The organism is Pseudoalteromonas ardens (assembly GCF_030125445.1).
GTDB lineage: Bacteria > Pseudomonadota > Gammaproteobacteria > Enterobacterales > Alteromonadaceae > Pseudoalteromonas > Pseudoalteromonas ardens.
The window spans coordinates 407166-426930 of the sequence record NZ_JASJUV010000002.1; the positions used below are offsets into that span (position 1 = coordinate 407166).

The following is a 19765-nucleotide window of genomic DNA, read 5'->3' on the forward strand; positions in this document are numbered from 1 at the left end:
ACCTGAAAGTTCAACCACTTAGGAGGCACTCATTTCCAAAGTCAAACCCCAAATGCAGGACAATCATTGATTGGGTATCTGCATTTAAACCTTCCCATAAAAGTTCTAATAAAGGAACATGCAATGTTGAACGTCTGTGTTTTTTAGTTATATTTACTTGTCTAGCGTTCTAAGATCAAACTCTGTAATAACTTCACCTGTTTCAGCATTTTTCTCTATGGACCTGGTAGGAACCCATTTTTTATCTTCGCGCATACAGGTAATGTAATCTTTTTGAAGCGCATCAATTTTTTCAATTTGTTGAGGCTTAGGCAGACTATTGTACTCTTTCATGTAGTCACCATAGCTTTTCGGCTTAGACGCTTCTTTGTATGAATAGGATGTTTCTCCAGTAGACACCAATATTGCAGCGTTAGCACCATGATACGCACCATTAATATCTAGATCTCTCATCATCCTGTTTTTAATATACGCAGACATATGCTCAATGGATATATTATTCAGCCGACTGCGATCAGTAATAATTTCATCACCTATAGTAAGACCGCCCGCATAAATTTCTGTTTCACATTCATTTTGTGCTTTTATAAACTCAGGATGGTTAGTCAAGACCTCTCCATAATCAGGATGTTCTTGATAAGATACCATAACTGTCTTCACATTTTTTGGAGGAGTATAAGCACTTTTAGTAGCACACCCACTAGTCAATACGACCAAGGCACAAACCAGACATTTTTTCATTTCTTCTCCGAATTTGTCAGTTTACTACCAAGAACCTTAGCGCTATGCCTTGAGAGATCCCCTGGTAATTAAATTTCAAATCAATGTAATTAACACACACAGCATTGTTTTCCTAATTTATTTCGCCGAAAACTAACTAGATAACAACACCATGCGTGATACCACCATCCTACACGATATACTCAGAAAAAACTGCCCCCAAATTGATACCAAGCGCTTTGATTCATTAATGCTGATTTTCATTTAACATAAACTAAGACTTTGCTGATACTCGCAGACTCCCATTCAAAAACTTCTAACACATGACAAGCCAGAAAAGGAACAGATAACAATGGATATCCGTGTTTTTTCCCTCACTGAGCCTGGTTTTGAATGGGTGTCTACTTTAATTGCTTCTACTTTAATTTCCCCTTTGAATGGGTGTCTACTTTAATCTATGTCCGTGTCATTCTCACTGAGCATTGATTTTGAATGGGTGTCTCTTTTAATTCTTGCGACCAAGGCACAAACCAGACATTTTTTCATTTCTTCTCCGAATTTGTCAGTTTACTACCAAGAACCTTAGCGCTATGCCTTGAGAGATCCCCTGGTAATTAAATTTCAAATCAATGTAATTAACACACACAGCATTGTTTTCCTAATTTATTTCGCCGAAAACTAACTAGATAACAACACCATGCGTGATACCACCATCCTACACGATATACTCAGAAAAAACTGCCCCCAAATTGATACCAAGCGCTTTGATTCATTAATGCTGATTTTTACTTAACATAAACTAAGACTTTGCTGATACTCACAGACACCCATTCAAAAACTTCTAACACATAGCAAGCCAGAAAAGGAACTGATAACAATGGATATCCGTGTTTTTTCCCTCACTGAGCCTGGTTTTGAATGGGTGTCACCCTAAATTTTTGATGGATATCCGTGTTTTTTCCCTCACTAAGCGCTGGCTTTGAATGAGTGTCTTCTTTAATTATTTGATTGGGTGTCCGTGTTATTTACACGTTTTGAATGGGTGTCTCTACTTCCGGCCTCTTGAACATATTAAACTTAAATCGGTATTTCACTTCAACGAAACTTTCAAGCGCGGAGAAAACGAGAAATTTGACATGGAAACCGGGCAGAAAGACAAACACCCATTCCTACACTGAATAAAATCGCTCACGAGCACACGTTTTGAATGGGTGTCTCTTTTAACCGCTATTAGGGGCGCTGGATAACCAGTCAAGCCCGGATATAAGACAGAGCAACACATTTATAGCGGACTGGACCAAGCATCAGGCATGGCAACACGGGTAACATAGCGAACGGGATAACGCAAACTCGCTACCCCGCAGGCCTACTCGGCTTGACATCAATGGAGCGTCCATATATGTCTCTTTTAATTCCTTTGATTGGGTGTCCATGTTACTCTGTTATTCCTTAACACTCCCAATACATTCCTTTTGTAATTTTTTTCACCTCTTTGAATACATCCTCTCCAACGTGATCATCAGCAAAAACCTGAGCTGTAGATTTGTTTGGTCTATTTCCACCTCTCAACGAGACAAGAAGGTAGTGGAAGTAACCATCCTGAACTGCTTGCTTAGCAACATAGTCTACGCCATTTTCAACTTCAATTCTGTCAACAGAAAGTAATGCACCTCCTACTACAGTGCCATTAATTCTCACTGGGTTATAGTCGGGCTTATTGCATATCGTCATATAGGCTTGGATGCTATCTTCCAGATCTTCAAGTGATTCATCTGCATGATATACTGGACTCAATCGGGAAGTGGCCCTTAACTCCTCAACAGTATTGATACTAATACATCCGTTCAAAAGGGCCACCACAACTAAAAGTAGATATTTTTTCACTTCTAACACCTCACTTACCTTCCATATAACACTTTTAACACTAGTTGACAGACACCCATTCCAAAGCTTGCCTGCCACTGGGTGTCTGGGTATTTTCTGCAGGCTCTGAACTCACTAGGGGCGCTGGATAACCAGTCAAGCCCGGATATATGTCAGAGCAACACATTTATAGCGGACTGGACCAAGCATCAGGCGTGGCAACACGGGTAACATAACGAACGGGATAACGAAAACTCGCTACCCCGCAGGCCCACTCGGCTTGACATCAATGGAGCGTCCATATATGTCTGCTTATTTTTTGCTATTCATTTAGTACTTTAAGTTCTCGAGAAAGCATTGAATTCAACCTTGACGTATAACGCCGCATTCAGCGGCTTGTCCGCTGCAATGCCTTGTTATACGTTTCTAAGAATTCAATATACTTAAGCATGCCGTTTACGTACCTTTTGCTAGAGCTATCTTTCCAAGTTTTACCCAGCTCATCTTTGAATTTTATTGCAAGTTCTTCTCTGTTATCTTTTGATGTGCCAGACTCTATAATTTCATTAATTAAGATTATAGTTTCAGATCTAATTAAAGCTTGAGCTAAAATCTGTTGAGGACTTTCAAGACTATTAATGCCTTTTGAAATTTCTATGCTTGAATCTTCATTTCGTTTACAAACACCTAAAGAAACCAAATCAGTAACAGAATTTCTTAGCTTTTTAGATTCTTGCTCTTCTAGCGATACAGTCCCTCTATCAACTATCATTTCAATTAGTTCCAGGGAATTGTTTGGTGTGGTGGCAGCAAGAAACAAGTACCCTTTTGCTCCCAATAAACCATATTCAGGAGAGTATTCGGAAGTGGAAAATATAGCTATTTTACTTCCGCTATTAGATACTAAACCTGCGTATTGTAGCCAGTTTAGCATCTTTGTAGCATAGCCTTTTGGTGCTTTTCCGCTTTTATTTGAATACACATTAGCAATGACATCTGCGTATTTTTCATTAGTGCAAAAATCAACTTTTCCTCCATTTGATTCTGATATTTCCGTGTATATCAAATGGTCTTTTAGATGCCCTCGAATAACCTCCGAGGCTTTAGCTTGTATTGTTTTGTATTTTCCTTGGCTACTTTTCTCTATCAATGAAAAGGATTGAAGATCCATTATCACATTAGTTAGAGTTCCTTTTTTAAACCCTGATAAACTCATCAACTCTTCAAATGTTAATTCCTTTCCCTTGTTGATTTTATTAAACACGTTTATAGCCATAGTGACTGTTGCCGCAGGCATATAAGACCAAGGAATAATTGGGGTGTCCCCCGTATTTAGATAATCCCGAAAAACATCCCAATACACAGAAACTTTTTCACCTGTTTTGATTATCAGCCTGTCAACAATGAGGTTATAAACTGTTTGTTGCCCAAACTCTTTTGTAACCTGATAATGGTCTATCGGAGAGTGTCCAGCAACATATCTTAAGCAAGCTATTTCTTTGTCTGGTCGCTCTAGATCCTCTTGAAAAAGTGATTTTATTTGAAATTGGCTGAGTAATAGCTCTTCTTGTGAAACCCCAGATTTAATCTTTTTGAAAATATGTATACATAGCTTTTTTAAAAGCCATGGATAGCCTTGTGATTGCTGGATTAACCTGCCTCTTAAAGATTTATTCAATTTGATGTTAATACTTTTTTCAAATGTCGAAATCATTTTTGATGAATCACCAACGTCGAAATCATCAAGTTTTTTATCTACTCTAAAGTCTTTGAGCTTCGACCACATAGAGTAAGCTGGATTTTCTTCTCCTAGCGTTATCCCACTGCGCCAAGAAAAGGCAACAACTAAATTCATGCTTTCAGATGATACATCTTTAGCAAATCTTTCAAATGCCCTAAACAACCCGAAAAGCTCTTCTTTCATAAAGACTTCTTCGAATTGATCAAAAAATATTACAATAACTTTATTGTTTTTATTTAAATTACTTAGACAATCTCGGAAGCTACTGCCTGAAGTTATATCTTCTATATTCTCAATTTTAAATTCACTATCAAAATCAATGAATCCTTCTTCTATTGCTTTGCCAAACCCTTTTACAATAGCTTCAGCCACGAAAGTTGCCCCTCGAGCTGAACGTACATCGACTGGATACAAGAACAGTTTATTTTTCCATTTTATATTGCGGAAACGTTCAGATAAGAAAGCAACTAAAGAGGACTTTCCATGGCCGGAAGAACCTACCAAAGAAAGGATACGAGTATCTGTTTCGTGTGCTCTAACTGCCTCAAAGTAATCCCATATTTCTTTTTGTATCGTTTCTCTACCTACAAAGTCAGAGGGCTTACATGGCTTATAATCCATAATGTCGTCAGCGACCAATATACTACTAACAACTTCTTTGGAAGGCTTAATAACAGGGCTAGGTGTATTTCTGTCTTTGTTGAATGGAATTAATGGGATGTTTTCAAAGAGATTTTGCGAATCAAGGATTCTTCTTATCTTCTTACAATCACTATCGCTACTTGTATTATATGCAAGTAAACGACTTGCAACACCGTTATCCATCTCTTGAAAAATCCAAGTAAAATCAAGTTCAGGATGGATGACAAGACTGGCGTGTGTAATATTTGGGCTGAGATCAGCTTCTTCGTAAGCTTTAGCTTTTCCAGAGGCTATTAGTGCATCTAATATTTCCTTCCGACCATAAAAGGAATAATCGCAACCATCCATTTTACGATACTCGTCATAGGCCCCTTGCGCATCTTTTCCAAGCCTAGCCGTTGAAAAAAGTGCAATCCTTTTAATCTTCGCACGGATCGACTGAGCATAACAAAGGTCTACTATGGATGCCTCGATATTTTTTGAGTTATAGAATTTACATTCAACATAGACACTACTTCCTGAAGGACTATGTTCCGCAGTAATATCAATTTCCATCCCCGTTTTGCGAACTTCCATTCCTGTAATTTGGTACGACTGTTTCCTTAATATATCGGCACATAATTTTTCGAAAAATGCCCCCTTTTGTGTGTTGGAATAGTTCTCAGGGACAATTACAAATATATCCTGCTCTACAGGTACTACCCTTGTCATCTCAAATCCTTCATATCTCGTATGCCGATGCTCGTATAACAGCTCATTAGCGTGAACACCGGTTAAACCCAGTTCCAAAAACCGTACAGATCCACAACTAAATTAATTTATTCATAATATGAACAATAACCTACCACTATTGTACTAGTTACTCAAGCCAAAACAGCTATGTTAAAACCGAGCCTTGCTCATAGCGAAATGTAAAAGTATGAACAAAACAAGAAACTTAACCCAATAAACAACCACATTCACTTATACCTGTACAAGCGAACAATACTTAGAAACGGCCCCACTTATTTTCACCCAACAAAAAAGCGCGTATAAACGCGCTTTTTTCAGTCTTTTAATCTGTGAAGATTAAAGTACTTTAACAGGTACCGCTTGCTCAGAACCGAACTTAGTTGTCAGTTCTTCTTCAAGTGGGGTGAACGCAGTCAGGTCGATGCCTTCAACAGCAGCCTGGTACTCGTCCATAGTTGGGAAACGACCCAGAATCGTTGAAAGTACTACCAGTGGCGTAGAGCCAAGTAGTGATTCACCTTTCTTCTCGTTAGAATCCGCTACAACACGGCCCTGGAACAGACGCGTAGAAGTTGCGATAACCGTGTCACCTGGTTCTGCTTTTTCCTGGTTACCCATACACAGGTTACATCCAGGACGCTCAAGATACAGGATGTTTTCGTACTTAGTACGTGCCGCTGTCTTCGGATTTTCATCGTCAAACTCAAAGCCTGCGTACTTAGCCAATACTTCCCAGTCACCTTCTGCTTTTAGCTCATCAACGATGTTATACGTTGGTGGCGCAACAACCAGCGGTGCTTTGAACTCGATTGAGCCGTTTTGCTTCTCAAGGTTACGTAGCATCTGCGCGATGATCTGCATGTCACCTTTGTGAACCATACAAGAACCAACGAAGCCCAGGTCAACTGGCTTGCCATCGTAGAAAGAAACAGGACGGATCACATCGTGCGTGTAACGCTTAGAAACGTCTTCGTTGTTTACATCCGGGTCAGCAATCATTGGTTCAACGATTTCGTCCAGGTTAACAACGACTTCTGCGTAGTACTTAGCATTGTCATCAGGTGCAAGTGCAGGTTGCTCACCTGAGTTGATACCTGCGATACGCTCATCAGCCAAATCGATAAGGCCTTGTAACGTCTTCGCTTCGTTCTCCATGCCCTTGTTGATCATAATCTGGATGCGGCTCTTAGCCAGCTCGATTGACTTGATCAACGTTTCATCGTTAGAGATACAGATTGACGCTTTCGCTTTCATCTCTGCAGTCCAGTCAGTGAAAGTGAACGCCTGGTCCGCCATCAGAGTACCAATGTGTACTTCGATGATACGGCCCTGGAATACGTTCTCACCGCCGAATTGCTTCAGCATTTGTGCCTGAGTCGCGTGTACCACATCACGGAAGTCCATGTGCTTAGCCATGGCACCTTTGAAGGTTACTTTTACAGACTCTGGAATTGGCATTGCTGATTCACCAGTCGCCAGTGCCAGCGCAACAGTACCTGAGTCAGCACCGAATGCCACACCTTTAGACATACGCGTGTGCGAGTCACCACCGATGATGATAGCGCGGTCATCCACAGTAATGTCGTTCAGTACTTTGTGGATTACGTCTGTCATTGAGTGGTAAACCCCTTTCGGGTCACGCGCTGTGATCAGACCAAACTTGTTCATGAACGCCATTAGCTTAGGAATGTTCGCTTGCGCTTTTTTATCCCAAACAGACGCTGTGTGACAGCCTGACTGATATGCGCCGTCTACCAAAGGAGAAATCGTAGAAGCAGCCATGGCTTCCAGCTCCTGAGACGTCATTGGACCTGTGGTGTCCTGAGAACCAACGATGTTCACTTTAACACGAACGTTAGAACCAGCGTGAAGTGGTGTTTCAGAAGCAACACCTACCGCGTTACGGTTGAAGATTTTCTCAACCGCAGTCAGACCCTGACCTTCGTGTGAAATTTCTTTTGAAGCCGCGTAAACAACAGGTGCTTCAATACCCAGCGTTTCGGCTGCAAACGTTTGTAGCTTCTTACCGAATACCACAGCGTAAGAACCACCGGCCTTCATGAACTCTACTTTTTGTGGAGTGAATGAAGAAGATACATCAACCAGCTCCTGGTCGCCGTTGTACAGCTTCTGTGCTTTAGTATCGATAGTAAGTACCGTACCAGTCGCTACAGAATATGCTTCTTCCAGTACCGGGTCGCCGTTCGCGTCAGTCACTACGTTGCCGTTTTCGTCGGTTTTCTTCACCCAGTTTTTCAGGTCAAGACCGATACCACCGGTTACATCAACGGTTGTCAGGAAGATTGGTGCAATACCGTTAGTACCCGCTACAACTGGTGCAATGTTGATGAATGGCACGTACGGGCTTGCTTGTGTACCTGCCCAAAGTGCAACGTTGTTCACACCAGACATACGAGATGAACCTACACCCATAGTGCCTTTTTCAGCAATCAGCATAACTTTTGCATTTGGGTGCTTCTTCTGCAGCTCAACAATTTCTTGCTGTGCTTCAGGGGTGATCATACATTTACCGTGTAGTTCACGGTCGGCACGTGAGTGTGCCTGGTTACCTGGAGAAAGTAAGTCAGTTGAGATATCACCTTCACCGGCAATATAAGTAACAACTTCAATTTTCTCTGCAATATCAGGCAGCTTAGTAAAGAATTCAGCTTTCGCGTAGCTTTCTAAGATGTCTTTTGCAATTGCATTGCCCGCTTTAAACGCTGCTTCTAAACGTGACGTGTCTGCGTCATAAAGGAAAACCTGCGTTTTAAGTACGTCAGCAGCTTGCTTCGCAACCGCTTCGTCGTTGCCCAGTGCAAGGTCAAGTAGTACCGCAATTGAAGGACCGCCTTTCATGTGAGAAAGCAGTTCAAATGCAAAGTCCGCAGAAATTTCAGCTACAGTCTCTTCGCCCAGGATAATTTCTTTTAGGAATTGTGCTTTCACACCAGCAGCGCTGGTTGTGCCCGGAAGCGTGTTGTAGATGAAGAAGTTCAGAGAATCTTCACGGTGCTCATGCCCTGTGTCTTTGATTTGGGCAATAATTTCAGATAGCAGATCAGCGCTATCGATTGGTTTTGGACTCAATCCAAGTTCCGTTTTACGGGTTTGGATTTCTTCCATGTACTCATTATACAAACTCATATAAACCTCGTCAGGCAGTAATACGTGTAGATAGAACCGCGCTATTCTACCCTACTTTGCCGTTTCACGTAATCATTTAACTAAAAAAGCCTGTTTTAACGTCACTTTTCTAGTCGGATTCACATTCAGCGTGAGGCTGCTTTATACCAAACATCATCGCTTAGCAAAAATGAATATGTGAAATTCCGACTAATTGTCTAGTGCCGACGAGCGCGTGTTTTTGTTTTGAGAAAGTACGCCTAACCAGGCAACTTCTGACTACCCGTGGCACTATCGCTGAGTACCAGAGTCTTCAGTGAACGCCTCACGGAGCGGGATACGGGCGGTGCAGTTCTGCCCACGCGACCCATAAAGACCAGGTTTTTATGCTCGGGAATGTAAGACTTGTAGAGGCGCTGACATGCCTTTGCCCGCTTGAGGACAGATTGATCGTCTGTAAAGGTCACATCGTTGTCGAGGTAACGGGAGAAAATAACCGGTGTTAACCCCGGCTGTAAGCCAAGCTGCAACGCCTCGGTCATTAACCAAAACCGATAAATCGCTCGCCCGGCCGCCAGATAGTCATTTTTCAGCTTAGCCGGATGTGGCGCGCACAAGGTAAAATGTGCACTGGAACAAATGCCCGGGAGCAGATCTAACTGTATTCTGGGTGCAAACGTGCCAAACAGATATCGATTTAAAAAGGCAACCCGGCTCCATTTTTTAAACGCCCACTGCATCAGCTGGCCCGTACTTTTATCTATACCCAGCGCTTGCTCAGGTATTTTGCTGTCGCTAAATTGCTGGCCCCAATCAATGATCTCCTTATGGACGTGATAGGCCTCTTTCATGGTCAATCTGGTTTTCGCATTTTTAAAGTTCAACCAGGCACACCGCCATTTTTGCGCCAGGCTCTCATAAAAGTTCAGCTTAAACCCGGCAGGTAAGCACTGCTGCAACGCCGCTTTTTCCTCATCCGTTAACGCCCGGGTCCCCATTGGACGACGCTGCACTGTGCGGGTTTTCACATAGGGAAGCAAAGGATCCGGATTTACGTTACTGTCCTGCTCTAATTCAACCTGATAATGGATCGTGTCAGCGAGACCTTCTGGTGTTTCCGTCACTGTCTGGTTCACAACCGCTCGGCAATGGTAGCGACTGGCCGCAATGTCGATGGCTTCCAGTAGCATGCCGTGCGCCAGCTCGCTGGAATGTCCATCCAGGTCATACACACTGTGATCACGGGTATTGCTGGCATAAATGATAAACGTTGTGTCACTGAGCAGTTTAAAACGCCATGGCTGGGTGTTGTCGCCACTGGGCGCCCACTTAGCCAGTTCAATCACTTTTTCCGCCGTCGTCATCGCATTGCTTGCGGGCACAGACTCAGAAAGCCTGGTATCACTTAGGGGCGTCTGTAATTTTTTCCTGACCAGTTTGAACAACAACTGTTGTAACGGGTTACGGTTGCCACCCGGCCGCCATACTTTCTTCATTTTATTACTGAAAGCATCAAAGTGCAGGCTACGCGGCGCGCAGATAACTGGTCCACGATTAAGCAGTATTTTGGCAACCTGAGCCACTGCCACGCCCGTTGCCAGCTGGCATCCAACCACAGTCGAGGGCCCTTTTTTATTTGCCAGGTCCACCGTGGACGGGTCAACCAGTGCCTGTTTTTGCAAATTGGCGGGTGTCAGGCCCAGATAAAATCGAATGTACTGTTCACTCTCTGTATATCCCGCAAGGTCAAAGTACTGCTCAAATGACATTTTACCGGGCAAGAAGTTGATGTACGCAGTCCCCATACCAATGGGCGCAGCCGTCGTCGCCGGAATCCCCTGATCATAGCACTGTGCAAACACCCGCCGCCTGATGCCCAAAACAAAGAAATCCAGTGCATCTATATAGCAATCAACATCCGCTAAAAACTCACCCAGGTTCTGCTCGGTCACCCCCTCACTGAACCCTGTGATCTCAATCTCCGGATTGATTTCTCTGGCCATACGGATCATGGTATCGAGCTTCTTTTTTCCATAACTTGCCGTCGTCGCACCCACCTGACGATTGGTGTTTTCACACCCAAACTCGTCAAAATCGGCAAGGTTAAAACGCGTAATACCCAGTCTGACCAGGGCCAGTAAATGAGAGCCGCCTACCCCGCCTAACCCGGCAATGGCCACCTTTTTACGTTTTAAAATCTGTTGCTCCGTGGAGGTCACCCACCCAATGTTTCTGGAGAAAGCCAGATCATAATCAAAATGCGTATTCATCATCATTCCTCAGGATAATTCACAGGCAAGTTCAGTATTATTTAACTGCTGAGACAGCCGGCGCTCCACGGCCTGGTATAGCTCGCTGAGTACGTCACTGCGTAGCTGCTGCGCCTTAAATTCATGCGTATCAAAGTGGTATACCGCCCTGCACCCTCGGTGCTCAATATCTTCACTGAGCCTGGTCAGGGTCAGACCGAGCATTTTGAGGTGTCTGCTTAATTTCGGACTGGCTAATAATAAGGTGCCCCGACAACCATGCAGTTTGGCAAGCGCGATACAACAAAAATACAAACTGACCGACATAAGCTGAGTATGTTGAGACGCAGGCTGCGACACAGCACCTGGCTCATCCTGGCGATAATCCTTGATATTTTTGCGCCTTACATCAGGCAGCAGTGCCAGTCGGGAGCATTCACTCAACGTGCCCGACTGCAACAAAGGCAACAACAGGCTTGTTTTTAGATATCCACCATACTGGTCCTGGCTGGGTAAGGTTAACGACGAGTTAGGCGAAGGAATGATCAATCGAATACATCCGATATATTCCTTGCTGAGCTTGTGCTGCAACAAACAATGAATGGAATGAGCATCATATTCGTCCCGCTCCAATTGGGTTTGTTGCCTGGCTTCCCAATTCAGCTCATCACAATAAACTTGATGACGGATAGTAAAAACAGCGTCCTTTTGTTTTTGCGACTGCGCAAGCTGCACATCAAACGTTCGCATAAACTCAGCGCCAACAGACATAGGTTCCATATTTTTCCTTCCTAACCTGAGTATTCCCGATGGCTGTGCAGTATAGGGGTGGCCTTTTTTTCGGACTTGGTAGAAACAACGATGTTGTGTGGAAAACAGGGGCACATAGGAGCAGCGAGAGTGGACGCCTCGCTGTTAACACAGATCAGTGTGCCAGCTAAATTTACAAGCAGGACAGAACGGTATTTCCGCTAAATAACTGGCAAATTCCCAAAACGAATCACTTAGACTTTGTGTGCAAAGCGCTTATATAAGCGGGGGTGTTTAGAATACGCTCGAAAGGCAAAACCTGAAGCAGTTTCGCTCTTTTGGCAGGCGCAGAGGCAGCTGGCCAGACACGTCGGGCCAGCTATGTGATCAGTTGTTTAGTTCCGTATCGACCGGCTGCTCTTCTAAATCCAGCTCGTCAATAAACTCACCGAGCTGTTGCTCGACTATGGTGTTGGCATGAGCAAAATAGGCGATATGAAACACCGCATCGCCTTCATTCACCAAAGGCAAAGACTGCTGCCCGATGATGATACCGCTACGCGGCGCCTGGATGGCCACTTCATTGCCCCCCAAAGGGTTGCTGATGTAACCCAGCACCTGCTCTTTATTGACTCGCTCTCCCAGACCAACCATAGCGCGTACTATTCCGTCCGTATGCGCCCTGACCCAGCTGGTGGAATCTGCTATCACAGGTTCAGGTAGCTTTTTCGAGCGCCGGCCTTTGAGCACTTTAAGCCGCCTTAAGACATTCTCGACGCCTTGCAACCCGGCAGCAATTGCCAGCGGGTCAAAACGCAGCGCCTCTCCCCCTTCGTAGGTGATCACCGGGATCCCGAGGTTGCTGGCCTCACTGCGCAAAGAACCATTGCGCAACGTTGCATCTATCACCACCGGCGTACCAAATGCTTTTGCAATATCTGCCGTTGCTTCGCATTCCAGGTTTGCCCGTATCTGCGGCAAGTTTGAGCGATGTATTGCACCAGTGTGCAAGTCAATAATATGCGTGCACTTGCTGGCTACTCGTTTAAAAAACACGTTGGCTACCCTGGCTGCCAGTGATCCCCGCTCCGAACCGGGAAAGCACCGGTTCAAATCCCGCCTGTCAGGCAAGTAACGAGACTTATGTATAAAACCAAATACATTCACCACTGGCACAGCTATTAACGTACCTCGCAATGCTTTGGGCTCTACTTTCGTCAGTAACTGACGTACAACCTCTACGCCATTCAGTTCATCACCATGTATCGCAGCGCACACCATCACCACAGGACCCGCCTCAGCACCATTCACCACCTCGATGGGGATCGTAAGCGGAGAGTGGGTGTACAGTTTTGCCACCTCCAGCGACAGCGTCTTGCGCTCAGCCACCCCTATTTGTGTGTTTAGCAGTGTAAATACCTGGTTTTTCTTAGCCTTTGCCACGCGTCGCGGTCCTCTTACTGGCTGCATTTTTTTCCATAAATTCTATGATCATACCGGCGATATCCTTACCGGTCGCTTTTTCTATGCCCTCAAGGCCCGGCGATGAGTTTACTTCCATCACAAGTGGTCCACGCTCCGAGCGCAGCAAATCGACCCCGGCAACATTCAGCCCCATCGCTTTGGCGGCCGCAACCGCGGTTTTGCGCTCTTCCGGTGTGATCCGAATAAGACTGGCGCTGCCCCCACGGTGCAGATTAGAACGAAACTCGCCTTCCTGCGCCTGACGCTTCATTGCGGCAATCACTTTATCTCCGATCACAAAGCAACGAATATCCGCGCCGCCGGCTTCTTTAATGTATTCCTGCACCATAATGTTAGCTTTCAGGCCCATAAAAGCTTCAATCACGCTTTCTGCTGCTTTGCGTGTTTCCGCCAGCACCACGCCTATTCCCTGCGTCCCTTCCAGCAACTTAATCACCACAGGGGCACCACCAACCATATCCAATAAGTCTTTGACATCATCGGGCTTATTAGCAAACCCAGTGATGGGCATACCCACGCACTTGCGAGACAACAGCTGCAAAGAGCGCAATTTGTCGCGTGAACGGGTGATCGCCACAGACTCATTAAGCGGATAAATCCCCATCATTTCAAACTGACGCAACACTGCACAGCCATAAAACGTCACAGATGCACCAATTCTTGGCACCACTGCATCCACCCCAACGATTTTATCGCCTTTGAAGTGAATTTCGGGCTCGTTAGAATTAATGTTCATATAACAACGTAATACGTCCAGCACCACAGGTTCGTGACCGCGCAGCTCAGCCGCTTCAATTAAACGACGCGTTGAGTAGAGATTTTTATTCCGGGACAGAATGGCGATTTTCATTTTAATTCCTTGCTTCAATTCTTTTCTTAGTCAAATAAGAGGCCGCTGGATCAACGCTGATCCGCCCTGCCATTGCTGTGCGCCCCAAAAGCATGCGAAATTTCATGTTATCCCGGTTTGTCAGCGTAATTTCGATGGGCCAGGCCTGGTCCCCTATGTGCAGCATTGACTGGATCACATAGCGAGACTCCTGATGGCCACCTGAGTCTGTCACCGTGCGCACATCCAGCACAGGGGCTGTACACACGACTTCATACTCAGTATTTTTTTGTTCCGGATGCATCCAAAACCGCACCCAGGGTGCGCCATCTTGCGTGAACTCTTCAACTTTGAACGCATGTAAGCAAGACGTTCTGGCTCCGGTGTCCACCTTGGCTTTGATGCGGCTTATCCCCAACTGAGGCAAAGCCAGCCATTCACGCCACCCAACCATCATTAAAGTCGACATGTTTTGCTCCTTGGTAAAAATGCTTTATACCCTTGAGCTTAACCCTAGACCAACGAAATAATTTTATCCAAAGCAGCAAAAAAACTGATTGAACAACGAAAAATGCATCAACCCGCCCCTGACAGCGCTGCGCATCATTCACCCATCGCTGATTGATGCTTTGTAATCTTATGATCAGCATTTAATGCAATGTAACTAAAAAAGCATAAAAACTTGAGCGGTTATAATTTATAACGAATTCGAATTTCGCATCGAATTTTCCACCTTTAGTATTGCCGTCCTTTTCATGGGCCAGACAACGTAGCCCGTATAGAAATCAACATATAAACAGGAATCTCTATGTTAAGACCGAGTACTCTGGCAGCCAGCATCAGCTTGGTGCTGGGCGCCGCCGCTTCGTTTCAAATTAATGCAGAAGAAAGCCAGGCACCCACAGCCAGTAACACCACTGAAGTGATTGAAGTCACAGGTACTCGCCGCAGCTTGCGCAGTGTTGCTGAAAGCACAGTACCGGTCGATGTGATCAGCATGGATGAAATCACCAGCTCAGGTCAGCTTGAACTGAGCCAGGTTTTGACAACGCTGGTACCCAGTTTTAATTTCCCTAATTCACAACTGGCAGACGGGACAGATCATGCTCGTCCCGCTGTGTTACGCGGATTGGCGCCAGACCATACTTTGGTGCTTATCAATGGTAAGCGTCGCCACGCCAGTGCGCTGCTCAATCTAAACGGTACCGTAGGTCGTGGCTCTACAGCGGTAGACCTCAATACTATTCCAACGGCTGCTATCAAGCGCATCGAAGTTTTGCGTGACGGTGCCGCTGCACAATATGGCTCAGATGCCATTGCTGGCGTGATCAACATTGTGCTAAACGATGCCGACGAAGGCGGTAATCTGTCCGTCACTTACGGTGAATACGATACTCAAATGGCCGGTTCACCTCAGCTGTTGCGTACCTACGAAGATGCCGAAGGCAACCTGGCATTTGACAAAGGCGCAGATCGCGAGCTGAACGATGGTGGCACAACAACCATCAGCGGTAATATGGGTTTTGCATTGGGCGACAATGGATTTATCAATGTGGCTGCTGAGCTGCGTAACAAACAGCCGACCAACCGCTCTGGCATCGATGAGCGCGAACAGTATGCCCGGGATGATAACGGTAAGCTGGATCCACGAGAATTTTCGGCTGAGCGTTATAACCACAGATTTGGTAAAGCCGACATCGAGGATTTCGCACTATTCTACAATGCGGGGTACACACTTAACTCCGAGCTGGACCTGTACTCCTTTGGTAGCTTCTCAAGCCGAGATGGTAATTCCGGTGGTTTCTTCCGTCGCCCACAAGATAGCCGCAACCTCACTGACGTATATCCTGATGGCTTCTTACCGCAAATTGACACCGAAGTGCGCGACTACAGCTTTGCAGTCGGTGCTAAGGGTGATGCAGGTGACTGGCAGTACGACATCAGTACAAATTATGGTCTGAACGACTTCGGCTTTGGCGTATCAAACAGTCTGAACACGTCAATGGGTGCGAGCAGCCCAACAGAGTTTGACAACGGTGCTTTGGTCTACAGTCAGCTGTTGGTTAACGCTGAAGCAAAAACCGAGCTGGACTTAGGCCTTTACGATAGTGTGTTTGTGACACTGGGCAGTGAGTATCGCCGCGAAACTTATGAGATCCAGGCCGGTGAGTTAGCCTCTTACCAGACCGTTTTGGATGCTAACGGACAACCTGTTGCCGCTGGTGGCGCTCAGGTTCTGGCTGGATTTTCACCAGAAAGTGCGGTTGATGAATCACGTCATAACATCGCTTTGTTTGCCGAATTGGATACTTACCTGACAACAGACTGGAACCTGGTTCTGGCAGCGCGTTATGAAGATTACAGCGACTTTGGCTCTACGCTTACAGGTAAGCTTGCCACACGTTATGTAGTTAATGACCAATTGTCACTGCGTGGTGCCCTGAGCACAGGATTCCGTGCCCCTTCTCTGGCGCAGACGTCCTACAAATCAATTGCCACGGTTTTTGAGGACGGTGTCCCTAACGAAGTGGGCTTGTATCCGGTTGATACCCCGGCGGCTGTTGCACTTGGCGCACAACCTCTGGAAGCAGAAGAGTCGGTAAACCTGACTGCCGGATTCATCTACACCCAGAATGCGTTCAGCCTGACGCTGGATGCATATCGCATTGATATTGATGACCGCATTGTGATGTCAGAAAACCTCAGTGGCGACGCAGTTGAGCAGATCCTGCAACAGGCGGGTGAGTTTAACGTACAGCGTGTGCGCTACTTTACCAATGCCATCGATTCTCGTACTCAGGGCGTAGACATTGTAGCGACCTATCGCTTTGACCTGGCTGATTATGGCGATCTTAATCTGAGTGCAGCGTTGAACCTCAATGATACAGAGGTGACCAATGTGAAAGCGAACCCGACAGAGCTGGCTGCGCTGGGCGAAAGCTATCAGTATTTTGCTCGTCGTGAAATTGAACGCTTTGAATCCGGGACACCAGATAACAAATGGAACCTGGTTGCTAACTGGCAGCGTGAGCAGTGGCAGGTCATGGTTAAAGCAACCCGCTACGGTGAGGTCACCGACCCTTCCAGCACTGTTGAAAAAGATGAAGTACTGGATGCCAAATGGATCACTGATTTGGAAGTAGCGTACAGAGTTAATGAGCAGTGGCGCTTTGCCCTTGGTGCCAATAACCTGTTTGATCAATATCCGCAGGATACCGTCAGCAACATAGGGTTCAGTAACTTTAATCAGATCTTCCCTTACTCAGCGTTCTCGGCTTACAGCACCGATGGCCGCTTTGTGTACGGTAAGGTTTCATTTAACTTCTAGTAGTTTGCCTGATTTCCCGGTGGTTATGGCTGATAGCCATCGGGCATTTTTAATATTCATCTTCAACACCCACTCCCCAATGACGATTTTTACATTGCGCTTAAATTACGCCGATTGATGGACACTTAACATCCCGGCTTTAACTTGGTAGTCCATTGGTAACGCCTTATTAAACGCAATCATTTCGTTAAAAATGGCAGCATCAGAAGCGCCTTCTCCTTTCATGCGCTTAAACAAAGCAACACGCTGCGCTGTAACTTGTTCGGCAACTTTATTAAATTCAGCAGCCTGCTCAGCCCACCTTTTTTGTCCATCGAGATCGGTAAGCGGCGGCAAGTCACTCAAGTTAACACTCATTCTGTTTGGAATATAGGTGATTGCTTCGGCCATTTTTCTGGCAAATACAGGGTCAGAGTCAACCTCCTCCCGAAAAGACTCCCATGCATGCTGCACAGACGATGAATTGGCTTGCGTATGTTGGTTACGCGAAGTAGTGGCCGCGTTTTCAGCCTTAACTGATACATGCTGTGACCTGGCGTTCACTGCCCCCTGAATAAAGGTATTTAGAATCATAATCCGCCTCCTTGTGATTGTTTAAAAACCGAGCAATATTTAAGCCATTTTAAAATTCCGTTTAAATAGAGATAATTGCTAACAGACTTGAGTCAGGGGTGCCACATTGAGGCGTTAAATTGCCGCACTGAACACACCGATTTGCCGCTTTAAAGCGCCTGGGGTGAGCATATAAATTGTGCGCCAAAATTAGGATTTACCTGACAAAACAAAGCCCGCATGTGCGGGCTTTGTCTAGCTGGTTAAGCGCTATCGAATAAGGTGCCATTGCGTTTGTCGACCGGCCAGATACCACACCTGCTTACCATCAAATACCGCATCTTGCTCTAGCTTGATTTGGATCCATTGATCATCCCATTCCGGTAACTGGGTTTTAATGTTACCTTCAATGGCATAGACAGTGTTTGGATGGAGTTTCCAATCCCCCTGTACAGGCGTTGGTCCCTGATTATCCCACATACCTATGGTTGGTCCCGGCGCATGACCCACAAATCCTAGCGGGTGGGTATAGGTGCTGCTCACGATCCCTGCCGCCTCACTTTGTTTAATGGTATTGGCCAGGATCTCATTGCCCGTTAAACCGGTTTTAAAGTTACTGGTTAAAATATCCTGCCAACGATTACCCATCGCCATAGCCTGTTTAAGACCCTTCGGCACATCCGTTTCGTGCAATTTTAGTACGTAGCCCATTTCTTGTGTATCTGTACACTGATTGAGATAACAAATCCCCACATCGGTGTGAATAATATCTCCAGGTAAAATGGTGCGATTATATTCGCCAATAAACACGTCTTGTTCGGTGGTTTTGTCACCCTGGCGCTGAATGTTCACATACGGTTGAAACCAGGGTCTGAGCTGGAGTTCTTCGAAACGCTCGCGTAAATACCATTCTACATCTTTGGTGGTGGTTACACCGGGTGTGATCACCTTATTAGAGAATGCTTCAGCAATGACACGTCGTGCCAATGTTACGGCTTGAGGGTATACGTTAAGCTCTTTTTGGCTACGCGTCTCCAGCCAACGGATCACCAAGTCTTCAGCGCTTACCAATCGTTCTTGGTATTTCCCGGGTAATACCTTCAATAGTTGCTGATGTAACCCAACACTCAGGCCATCGGCCAGTGCCCAGTCTTCGCTTACGTTAATGCCGATGCGTTTTGGATCACGCTCAGCAATGACTTCAGCCAGACGCTGCCATTGTTGTGCCTTGGTGCCCCCCTTCCACACTGTCGGGTACAAGTCCCCAATGGGGTAACGACTGACACTAAAACGCTCTACACTACCATCAGCTTGCTTTGAGAAAACCAGTAAAGTTGTACGCCGCGCCGCAAAAGTAGGTTGCGGCACAAGCGTATAAAACAGCTTGTCCTCACCATACTCTCGATTAATCACCAGCCACATATCCAGATCAGCTTCTTGCATCAGCTTAGGAAGTAAATTATCCAGTCGGTCTGTCACCATGTCATTAATGGGCTGAACACGCTCTCGGAATGACAATACATTGGGCAGCTCAGCTATCTGCCTGCCCTGCGCATATTCTTCTGCCAGGGAAGGCATGCTCATCGCGCATAAGGTCAAAAGTAATCCAATAGTTCTCTGCATAATTGTCCTGCTATTTGTTGATTTTCTATTAAGCTGTGGTCGGTCAGACCGCACAACCATATAGGTATTATTAGTCAGCGGTTTTCAATCATATTGCAGGTTTTGGGGGCCAGTAAACTATTCGG

Annotated in this window: 12 protein-coding genes; 1 reads left to right on the forward strand and 11 read right to left on the reverse strand. The window is 45.6% G+C overall.

All coding sequences use genetic code 11. From position 1 onward, the window contains the following. Positions 1 to 153 precede the first annotated feature (153 nt). The 9 genes from QNM19_RS06785 to QNM19_RS06825 all read right to left on the reverse strand — a co-directional run bounded on the left by QNM19_RS06785 (position 154) and on the right by QNM19_RS06825 (position 14606). Positions 154 to 741: a hypothetical protein gene (locus QNM19_RS06785; RefSeq protein ID WP_049865819.1), complete on the reverse strand. Its 588-nt coding sequence runs from the start codon at positions 739 to 741 to the stop codon at positions 154 to 156. A gap of 1428 nt (positions 742 to 2169) precedes the next feature. Beyond that, positions 2170 to 2613, reverse strand: a complete 444-nt coding sequence (locus tag QNM19_RS06790; protein WP_049865818.1) for a hypothetical protein — start codon at positions 2611 to 2613, stop codon at positions 2170 to 2172. A 358-nt stretch (positions 2614 to 2971) separates the two neighbouring features. After that, positions 2972 to 5677 (reverse strand): nSTAND1 domain-containing NTPase, encoded by a 2706-nt coding sequence (locus QNM19_RS06795; protein WP_049865817.1) that lies wholly within the window; start codon positions 5675 to 5677, stop codon positions 2972 to 2974. A gap of 357 nt (positions 5678 to 6034) precedes the next feature. Continuing rightward, a complete protein-coding gene (locus QNM19_RS06800) occupies positions 6035 to 8845 on the reverse strand; it encodes a bifunctional aconitate hydratase 2/2-methylisocitrate dehydratase (RefSeq protein WP_082225549.1) in 2811 nt (936 codons plus the stop codon). A gap of 239 nt (positions 8846 to 9084) precedes the next feature. Then, positions 9085 to 11094, reverse strand: coding sequence for a ThiF family adenylyltransferase (locus QNM19_RS06805; protein WP_284026511.1), 2010 nt, complete (start codon positions 11092 to 11094; stop codon positions 9085 to 9087). Positions 11095 to 11103: 9 nt separating this feature from the next. Beyond that, a complete protein-coding gene (locus QNM19_RS06810) occupies positions 11104 to 11853 on the reverse strand; it encodes a PEP-CTERM/exosortase system-associated acyltransferase (protein WP_284026512.1) in 750 nt (249 codons plus the stop codon). Positions 11854 to 12210: 357 nt separating this feature from the next. Further along, complete coding sequence (locus QNM19_RS06815) at positions 12211 to 13266, reverse strand: succinylglutamate desuccinylase/aspartoacylase family protein (protein WP_239444754.1); 1056 nt, start codon at positions 13264 to 13266, stop codon at positions 12211 to 12213. Continuing rightward, positions 13253 to 14158, reverse strand: a complete 906-nt coding sequence (rimK, locus tag QNM19_RS06820) for a 30S ribosomal protein S6--L-glutamate ligase (RefSeq protein WP_049864791.1) — start codon at positions 14156 to 14158, stop codon at positions 13253 to 13255. Before rimK ends, QNM19_RS06815 begins: the two co-directional genes overlap by 14 nt. A 1-nt stretch (position 14159) precedes the next feature. After that, on the reverse strand, positions 14160 to 14606 hold the full coding sequence (locus tag QNM19_RS06825) for an ATP-dependent zinc protease family protein (RefSeq protein ID WP_049864792.1): 447 nt from the start codon (positions 14604 to 14606) through the stop codon (positions 14160 to 14162). A 339-nt stretch (positions 14607 to 14945) separates the two neighbouring features. Between QNM19_RS06825 and QNM19_RS06830 the strand changes: the two genes are divergently transcribed. After that, a complete protein-coding gene (locus QNM19_RS06830) occupies positions 14946 to 17465 on the forward strand; it encodes a TonB-dependent receptor plug domain-containing protein (RefSeq protein ID WP_049864793.1) in 2520 nt (839 codons plus the stop codon). Positions 17466 to 17570: 105 nt separating this feature from the next. Here QNM19_RS06830 and QNM19_RS06835 read toward each other — a convergent pair whose 3' ends face one another. Then, complete coding sequence (locus tag QNM19_RS06835; RefSeq protein WP_049864794.1) at positions 17571 to 18038, reverse strand: hypothetical protein; 468 nt, start codon at positions 18036 to 18038, stop codon at positions 17571 to 17573. A gap of 249 nt (positions 18039 to 18287) precedes the next feature. Further along, on the reverse strand, positions 18288 to 19640 hold the full coding sequence (locus tag QNM19_RS06840; protein WP_284026513.1) for a M24 family metallopeptidase: 1353 nt from the start codon (positions 19638 to 19640) through the stop codon (positions 18288 to 18290). Between the last annotated feature and the right edge of the window lie 125 nt (positions 19641 to 19765).

Bases quoted from the DNA above. Each gene is read 5' to 3' on its own strand.
- QNM19_RS06805 (WP_284026511.1), bottom strand. From the start codon at position 11,094: ATGAATACGCATTTTGATTATGATCTGGCTTTCTCCAGAAACATTGGG.
- QNM19_RS06785 (WP_049865819.1), bottom strand. From the start codon at position 741: ATGAAAAAATGTCTGGTTTGTGCCTTGGTCGTATTGACTAGTGGGTGT.
- QNM19_RS06825 (WP_049864792.1), bottom strand. From the start codon at position 14,606: ATGTCGACTTTAATGATGGTTGGGTGGCGTGAATGGCTGGCTTTGCCT.
- QNM19_RS06800 (WP_082225549.1), bottom strand. From the start codon at position 8,845: ATGAGTTTGTATAATGAGTACATGGAAGAAATCCAAACCCGTAAAACG.
- QNM19_RS06795 (WP_049865817.1), bottom strand. From the start codon at position 5,677: ATGACAAGGGTAGTACCTGTAGAGCAGGATATATTTGTAATTGTCCCT.
- rimK (WP_049864791.1), bottom strand. From the start codon at position 14,158: ATGAAAATCGCCATTCTGTCCCGGAATAAAAATCTCTACTCAACGCGT.
- QNM19_RS06840 (WP_284026513.1), bottom strand. From the start codon at position 19,640: ATGCAGAGAACTATTGGATTACTTTTGACCTTATGCGCGATGAGCATG.
- QNM19_RS06835 (WP_049864794.1), bottom strand. From the start codon at position 18,038: ATGATTCTAAATACCTTTATTCAGGGGGCAGTGAACGCCAGGTCACAG.
- QNM19_RS06810 (WP_284026512.1), bottom strand. From the start codon at position 11,853: ATGGAACCTATGTCTGTTGGCGCTGAGTTTATGCGAACGTTTGATGTG.
- QNM19_RS06830 (WP_049864793.1), top strand. From the start codon at position 14,946: ATGTTAAGACCGAGTACTCTGGCAGCCAGCATCAGCTTGGTGCTGGGC.